Consider the following 8,176-nt stretch of genomic DNA (forward strand, 5'->3'; position numbering starts at 1 on the left):
TAACGTAAAACCTGAGTCTGAATAAATAAGCTTACCCTACTGTAATAAGAGCTCCATGGTCAGTTAGCTACAACTGTATGAAGATGGTTCATTTACAAGGTGTTGTTAATCATTTAATGAACCTTCTAGACACTTTGACTATTGGGAAAACAAAGATTGTAAAGAAGATCCTACGCCTTACGGAGCAAACATGACTAATGAAGCTGTGCAAGAGATTTCTGATGTTTTGGGCAGTTCCGTAAAGATATTTTGGAAACATATTTAGGTAACGGTAAAAGGTAGAAAATGGTACTTTCGTGGCGTGGTTATGGCTTACTAACTCTTGCATTTTGGGGTCTTTCTTTTTTTGTACACTTATTATTTTTTGGATGGGATTCTGACATTGGTTTCACTTATGCCTTTCTGCTCATACTATCTGCTGGAGCATTATGGGTTATTGGGAATAAGTTTAATGGTAACTTAGAATATTACGATGCTCCACATGTCTTTATGCATATTCGCTTACAATATTGTGGCATATTTTATCTTTTAGCAATACCATATTATTTTATTTCTTAATGAATTCAAACATTAATAAGTAAAAGTACCAATTTATTGAATTCCAGTAACAGAGTCACAAGGACTAGCGATGACTTATGCAAGAGGTCTAATCTATATTCTTTATATAAAGCTGTCGGGTATGTATTAGCATCTACAACCCAAGGATTTATTTCCAAAAAAACTCGTCTATATTCCAAATACACAATTTGCACATAAAAATAATTTCTTTTAAGTGGTTTGTGATTTCAATATCATGCTTAGATTCTTTTAGCACTATCTTGATGTCTTCAATAAGCTCCAGTATATCTGAGATTGTAGTCAAAATAGAAAGGGCACAATCATATACATATCTTAATACCTTAAATTTTTCTTCATTTTCTCTTTCTAAGAAAAGGCTGTTTCTTAAGTGTTCAGATCGGCAAACTACCGTACTATTCTTAGCAATCGTACCTGAATTATTTTTAGGTGTTTTTCTATAAATGCTAATAAACTGCATAAATCACTCTATAGACTCTATATTTATCTATTAAACAATCAATTATAAACCTATTATATGATTAGATAGCCACAAAAAAGCTGCCAGATCACTCTAGCAGCTTTTTTAGGTTTTATGTTTGATTAAAGAATTAAACCAAACTATTTACCGCTTCGACCACAGCATCAGTCGTAATACCAAACTCTTTATATAGATCGCTAGCTGGAGCAGATTCGCCATAAGTAGTCATGCCGATGACTTTGCCATCTAGACCAACGAACTTATACCAGTAGTCTACGTGCGCCGCTTCTACTGCGACACGAGCACGGATATTGGCAGGCAATACCGCTTCGCGATAGCTAGCATCTTGCTCAACGAAAATCTCAGCACATGGCATAGACACCACACGGACGCCAACACCATTTGCGCTGAGTGTCTCGTACGCTTCCATCGCTAGGCCAACTTCTGAGCCTGTTGCAATGATGATGGCTTGTAGCTCGCCTTGCTCTTTTGCCAGTACATAACCACCTTTGGTGATGTTCGCGACTTGCTCGCTATCACGGGCTTGATGTGGCAAGCTCTGACGGCTAAAGATCAATGCTGATGGGTTGCTTTCTGATTTGATTGCTTCTACCCAAGCACTGGCAGATTCAGTCGCATCACACGGACGCCATGTACGTAGGTTTGGCGTGGTACGTAAGCTAGTCAATTGCTCAACGGGTTGATGCGTTGGGCCGTCTTCCCCCAGACCGATAGAGTCATGCGTATAGACATGGATGACGCGCTGCTTCATGAGTGCGCCCATGCGTACGGCGTTACGTGCGTACTCCATAAACATGAGGAACGTCGCTACGTAAGGAATAAAGCCGCCATGCAATGCGATACCATTAGCAATCGCAGTCATACCGAACTCACGTACCCCGTAATAGATATAGTTGCCGTCGCTGTCTTTCTCGATGCCTTTCGCACCTTTAAATAGCGTGAGGTTTGAGCCAGCGAGATCCGCTGATCCGCCTAGTAGCTCTGGCAATAACGGCTGCAAGCTGTTGATCGCATTTTGGCTGGCTTTACGGCTGGCGACATCACCGCCCGCTTCTTGCGTTTGCTGGATATACGCTTGCGCTTGGCTAGCAAAGTCAGCAGGCAACTCGCCATTTAGGCGGCGTGACAATTCTGCTGCAAGCTCTGGATAGGCTTTTTTATACGCTTCAAAGTCTGCATCCCAGTTCTTTTGCTGGACGTCACCTTTGGCTTTGGCATCCCATGCTTCATAGATTTCTTCATCGAGCTCAAATGGGGCATGTTTCCAAGACAGCGCATCACGCGTCAGGGCGATTTCGTCATCACCAAGTGGCGCACCATGACTGGCTGCGAGACCCTGTTTGTTCGGGCTACCAGCACCAATCGTGGTCTTGCAAATGATGAGACTTGGCTTGCCAGTCTCTGCAAGTGCTTGCTCAGTCGCTTGGGTGATGGCATCAGTATCATGACCGTCGACTTTAATCACTTGCCAGCCATAAGACTCAAAGCGCGCTTCGGTATCATCAGTGAACCAACCTTCGACATTACCATCGATTGAGATGCCATTGTCATCATAAAAGAATACCAGTTTGCCAAGGCCCAAGGTGCCAGCGAGCGAGCACACTTCATGACTGATACCTTCCATCAAGCAACCATCGCCTAAGAACGCATAGGTATTATGATCGACGATATTATGACCGTCACGGTTAAACTGCGCGGCTAAGGTCTTTTCTGCAATTGCAAAACCAACGGCATTGGCAATACCTTGTCCTAATGGACCAGTCGTCGTCTCGACACCAGGCGTGTAGCCAAGTTCAGGATGACCTGGGGTTTTTGAATGCAACTGGCGAAAGCCTTTTAGATCATCGGCGCTGACATTATAGCCTGATAAATGCAGCAACGAATAAATAAGCATCGAACCATGACCGTTTGACAGTACAAAGCGATCACGGTTGTGCCAATTAGGATCCGTAGGATTGTGCTTCAAAAATTTGCGCCACAACACTTCGGCAATATCAGCCATACCCATTGGCGCACCCGGATGTCCAGAGTTGGCTTTTTGAACCGCGTCAAACGACAGTACACGGATGGCATTGGCTAGTTTACGTTCGTTAATTGGAGCTGGCATAGAGTGTCCTAGTGGTCGGGGTAATGAAAATATAAGGAGCGATTAAAAATAATACAGCGCTAATTTTTGGGGTATTTTAACATGAAGTTATTGCACAGCACGACAGCTTACTGATAGGTAAGACAAACCTGCTTTGTAATTACCTTCAGAAGTCTCGTCGGTACTTTTCGGTTGATCATAGCCAGTAATAGAAAGCCGCTTTTGGTTATCGACTTGTAATGCTCTAGCGCTATTGAAATCATCTAACAGCATACTTAGATGGTTGACAAGCGGAGTGTTGTCAGCCGAATAGGTTTCTATAAACATACTATTCAATATTTCAGGGTTATCAACAGCCGCCTTGCATTGTGGGTCGATCGCCGCTTGCCACAGGCGCAGACGAGCGTTTAAATCGAGCAACCTGTGTTGATATTGAGGATAGTCAAGTCTAGCAATATTAACCAGCATATTCCCCCTGCGATTGAGTAACACAGGTATCTTTGTATCGATTGCGGGGTAAGTGGTCAGCTCATCGTTCTTCACTTTACTGATCCACTCTGCATTACAAAAGCGCTGAACATCTTCATTGATCAGCTTCATCGATGCATCATGGCTAAACAAAACAGGCGTTTCATCCAAACTGAGCAGCAAATTTCTGAGCCATAAAGCCTCGCTTTTCACTACTGGACATACCGATATATCTGTAAGTGCCATCGGTTGTAATGCCTTAACACAGCTCTGAGGTAGCGCTTCTTTAGCATGCTCAAGCAGATCAAGATTATTATTTACCAAGCCCACACCTATAAATGTTTGCAGTGTACTGTCTTTAGACTGTATGAGCTTTTTACCAAAAAAAATATTGTCGCACATGGCTGTCAGCCCTGCACTGGGATCATCATGATAAGCCAAAGCACTTTGTGTCGTTAGCGGCCTCAGCAGATACTGATGGTTAGTCATAATCTCATGGCTAGAACGCAGTGCATCAGGAACAACGCTGACCAACTCCTGACCGCTGTGCTGCCTTAAAATATCGATATCGCGCATAGCCAGTGACAGCGCTTCTAAACTTTGTCGATAAGGTTCTGGGTCATTGTTGACACGCTCAAGACAGCCAACAGCATCTCGAAAATCACACAGGGTCAAGCTTGATACGTTAACTGAGTCGTAATCATCTCGCTTATACTTGGGTGAGTTATCTTCAAAAAACGCATTAACATCTTTAATAGCAGCATGTTTGTCTGAGTATTCCTTCAATGTGGCGATATCTTGTGCCACAACTTGCTTGCGCTGATCTTCTGGCACATCGTATCCTAGTAGATACAAGGTAGTGGCTGCTGATTCAGCATCGCCTGCTTTTGTATGATTTATCTTCGTATCATCACCGCTACTCTCAGCACAGCTATTAAACGATATCAAAGACAAACCTAAAAACACAGCAGTCAAGCAAGTTTTGGCCAAGTCGATCATATAGATACTCTACTGTGCGATCGTTTCAGCACCGCCCATAAACGGACGCAATACTTCTGGAATCGTGATGCTACCATCGGCGTTTTGATGATTTTCCATCACGGCGAGTAGCGTACGACCGACTGCTAGACCTGAACCGTTTAAGGTATGTGCAAGGCTGGTTTGCTTACCATCTTTGACACGCGTACCCATACGGCGTGCTTGGAAATCACCGCAGTTAGAGCAGCTTGAGATTTCGCGGTAGGTGTCTTGGCTTGGTAGCCAAACTTCGATGTCATAAGTTTTTTGTGCCGCAAAGCCCATATCGCCGGTACAGAGTTGTACCGTACGGTACGGCAATACAAGCTGCTGCAAGATGTATTCGGCCTGTCCTGTCATCGCCTCTAGCAACTCATCAGATTGCTCAGCGGTACCAACATTGACCATTTCTACTTTTTCAAACTGATGCTGACGGATCAAGCCACGGGTATCACGACCGTGCGAACCCGCTTCACTACGGAAACATGGCGTATGCGCCGTGAATTTTAATGGCAACTCTTTGATGTCCAAACGCTCGCCGCGCACCAAGTTGGTCATCGGTACTTCAGCCGTTGGGATCAAATAAAAATCCATGTCTTCATTGTTGGTGTGGTTGCCAAGCTTAAACAAATCATCTTCGAACTTTGGCAACTGACCTGTACCTTTTAAGCTCTCGCTATTGACGATATAAGGCACATAGGTCTCGGTATAGCCGTACTTGATGGTATGGGTATTGAGCATAAACTGGATCAAGGCGCGGTGTAGCTGCGCCAATTGACCTTTGAGCACATTAAAGCGGCTACCGGTCAACTTGGTCGCGGCTTCAAAGTCAAGCATACCAAGGGTCTCACCGATATGCGTATGATCTTGAATCTCAAAATCAAACGTCCGCGGCGTACCCCATTTGCGCACTTCTACGTTATCGTCTTCTGACGTTCCAACTGGCACATCTGCCGCAGGAATATTTGGAATTTGTAATGCCGCTTGGGTAATACGCTCTTGTAAGATGCGTAGCTCGTCTTCGGCGGCCTTAATCTCACCGCTGACACTTTGCATTTCAGCCAACAGCGCACTGGCATCTTCGCCTGATTTTTTAAGCGCGCCGACTTGCTTGGCACCCGCGTTACGGCGCGACTGCAGCGCTTCGGTTTTGACTTGCAAAGATTTACGCTCGGATTCAATCGACTGCCAAAACTTCATATCAAGCACGTAACCACGAGTGGCCAACTGCTGTTGTAAATCGCTTAAATTGCCGCGTAAGAGTTTTGGATCAATCATAATCGTTGCCTGTGACACTAAAGGTGAATAAGAAGTTAAGACATTATTAGGATAATTATTGGTCAGCTGATACTTATGCCCAAGCTTGATAACTCAATAACTTCCTTACCATACTACCTTGTTTTTTCTCAAAGCAGATGGGTGCCGCTATCATACCAAGACCCAGCAGTTTTGACCACGCCTACGCGTCGCCAATAACAGTGCGGTGGTAATTATGTTTCTTTTGAGTGCACTTTTCGGTAAGATAAGCGCATACCATATCACCTATCGCCAATGTTGGCGTACTCGTTTGCGCCCATTGTACCCCATCTTAGTCTCTGAGAACCTTTATGGCCCTGTACCCCTATACCTTACAACCCATTGCCTTAAACCTAACTGAGGCTGAATTTCGCCAAGCACAGTACGAGCTGTTTGCCAACGCCAACCAGTCTTTTGGACTCTCAAGCATCAAAACCAAAGAGTGGCTTATCATGGCAGTGGTTGTGATCCTAGCGATAGCAGGTCTGGTCTTTGTCTCTGGGTACTCGACCATCTTGTTTTGGTTGATGCTCGTTGCCGTGGTCGCCTATGTACTCATTCGTACTTTAGGCTTTAAATGGTATGTCAAAAAAGAGTTTGAAAAACAAATCGCTGAGCAAGAGATGCCAGATGAAATGCGTCAAATGAAGCTTGGAGTACAAAAACACGGCTTTATCATGGCAATGCCCACCAGCCAGCCAGAAGGCCTAAAGAACGCTCAAGTGCGAGGTATGCAAATGCGCATGTCCACCACTCAGCAAGCTGTCATCCCGTGGAGCGCTGTTAAGAGCTGGGATGAGACTGACGACTATATCTTTATGCTGTTTGAAGTCAAGGGCCAACAAGGCAGCCAAATCATACCTAAGCGCCTAGAAGCTGATAAGTTCCCGATTAATACCGTACGCCAGCACCTACAAGAAACCGTACCAACACGCGGCCTAAATCCTGAGAACTTACAGCCACCTGCCTAAATCAGTAATGCCTTTTAGTGGGCACAGTAACCCTTGCACTTTCAGTGCGTGATAAATCATTCACGGACTGAAAGGGTAAAGAGTACCTGATAAAATACGATACCACGACCTTTACACAATCACGAATCATCGCAGCAGCAGACCCTTACCACTCAGATAGTCTTTGTATGTTGCCAGACCAAACCACCTCGTAAAACCATGCCCTTCACATCTGCCTATATTACTCAATGCGGACACCTTTTTGGTCATTGATTGGGCAGTCTAGCGTCAGTCTATATTCTCAAATAGAAGTAACCATGTGGATTTTTTTTGCCATAATAAAATACCTTTTGGACATCACGAGAGTATAGGACATCATGAGCACTCGAACATTATGTAAGCTAGCAGTACTATCATTGCCCATATTGGCACTACAGGCTTGCGCCGTAGGGTCAAATCACATCGAAAAAAAGAGCGTGGCTCAGCAGCGCGCCATGTTGGCTCAAAACACTAAAAACCTAGGTTTTGGCCCGCAGTCGCCACGTGATATTGATCGCACTATAGGGCTAAACCCGCTGGTCTTTAGCCTTGCGCCAAGTGCCAAGCACATGAACTTATGTAACATTCATTTGCATGAAAATGCTGAGCATAAAGGCGGCGAATTTACGACGTATGCTGGTGATGGCGATGGTCATGGATATGGTACGGGCTATCAATACTCAGGACAGCTCACCGCCGCCGAGAGTGCCCCTTTAGCTGAAGCCGTGTGCCCAAGTGAACATGGTGCCATTCAATCGGGTGATACGCTTGAGGTGCATTACGTCTACTCTACTTCTTTGGTAAAACCAGGCGCGACTTTAGGGGCCTGTGTGGCCAATCCTGTTTTGAACCCACAACTGCGAGTCGAAGGGCAAGTCATCGTCGCAGTAAACGACGACAATGCCGCAGATTTTATGGATCTGGCAAAATATGACATACGCGATAAGCGCACCCAAGCCATCAACATCCCAACTGATACGGGTATACCTGTTCAATACGTCGGCTCAACGACAGGACCAAGCTACAACGAACAAGGCTCGCCATACAATGTGACATGGAGCCTACGCCCTAAAGTCAAAAAGGTAAATATCAAATCTATAGGCAAATGGTGTGAACGCAATGTGTTTGATGAAGATCATGCCCATGGCGTACGCAACCTAGTGACAAATCCTAATCTGCTATCGCCTATTAAGTGAGTCGAACTTTTTAGAAAGCCGATAGATCTGAACTGACCCCCAAATGTTGGACGGTTTAGTTTACAAC

At 44.9% G+C, this 8,176-nt stretch carries 6 protein-coding genes; 2 read left to right on the top strand and 4 right to left on the bottom strand.

Features of this window, described 5'->3' with window-relative positions:
* Positions 1-706: 706 nt before the first annotated feature.
* The 4 genes from ACFI32_RS14645 to serS form a co-directional block, all read right to left on the bottom strand.
* Complete coding sequence (locus ACFI32_RS14645) at positions 707-1,036, bottom strand: hypothetical protein (protein WP_462627366.1); 330 nt, start codon at positions 1,034-1,036, stop codon at positions 707-709.
* A gap of 130 nt (positions 1,037-1,166) precedes the next feature.
* Complete coding sequence (tkt, locus tag ACFI32_RS14650; RefSeq protein WP_462627367.1) at positions 1,167-3,164, bottom strand: transketolase; 1,998 nt, start codon at positions 3,162-3,164, stop codon at positions 1,167-1,169.
* 87 nt (positions 3,165-3,251) lie between these two features.
* Positions 3,252-4,418, bottom strand: coding sequence for a hypothetical protein (locus ACFI32_RS14655; protein ID WP_462627368.1), 1,167 nt, complete (start codon positions 4,416-4,418; stop codon positions 3,252-3,254).
* A 201-nt stretch (positions 4,419-4,619) separates the two neighbouring features.
* Positions 4,620-5,906 carry a serine--tRNA ligase gene (gene serS, locus ACFI32_RS14660; RefSeq protein WP_462627369.1) on the bottom strand — a complete coding sequence of 429 codons (1,287 nt, stop codon included), beginning with the start codon at positions 5,904-5,906 and terminating at the stop codon, positions 4,620-4,622.
* A gap of 329 nt (positions 5,907-6,235) precedes the next feature.
* Here serS and ACFI32_RS14665 point away from each other — a divergent pair, with 329 nt between their 5' ends.
* Complete coding sequence (locus tag ACFI32_RS14665) at positions 6,236-6,895, top strand: YcxB family protein (RefSeq protein WP_462627370.1); 660 nt, start codon at positions 6,236-6,238, stop codon at positions 6,893-6,895.
* Positions 6,896-7,251: 356 nt separating this feature from the next.
* Positions 7,252-8,109, top strand: a complete 858-nt coding sequence (locus ACFI32_RS14670) for a delta-class carbonic anhydrase (protein WP_462627371.1) — start codon at positions 7,252-7,254, stop codon at positions 8,107-8,109.
* Positions 8,110-8,176: the final 67 nt, after the last annotated feature.

The organism is Psychrobacter sp. PSi21 (assembly GCF_054960615.1).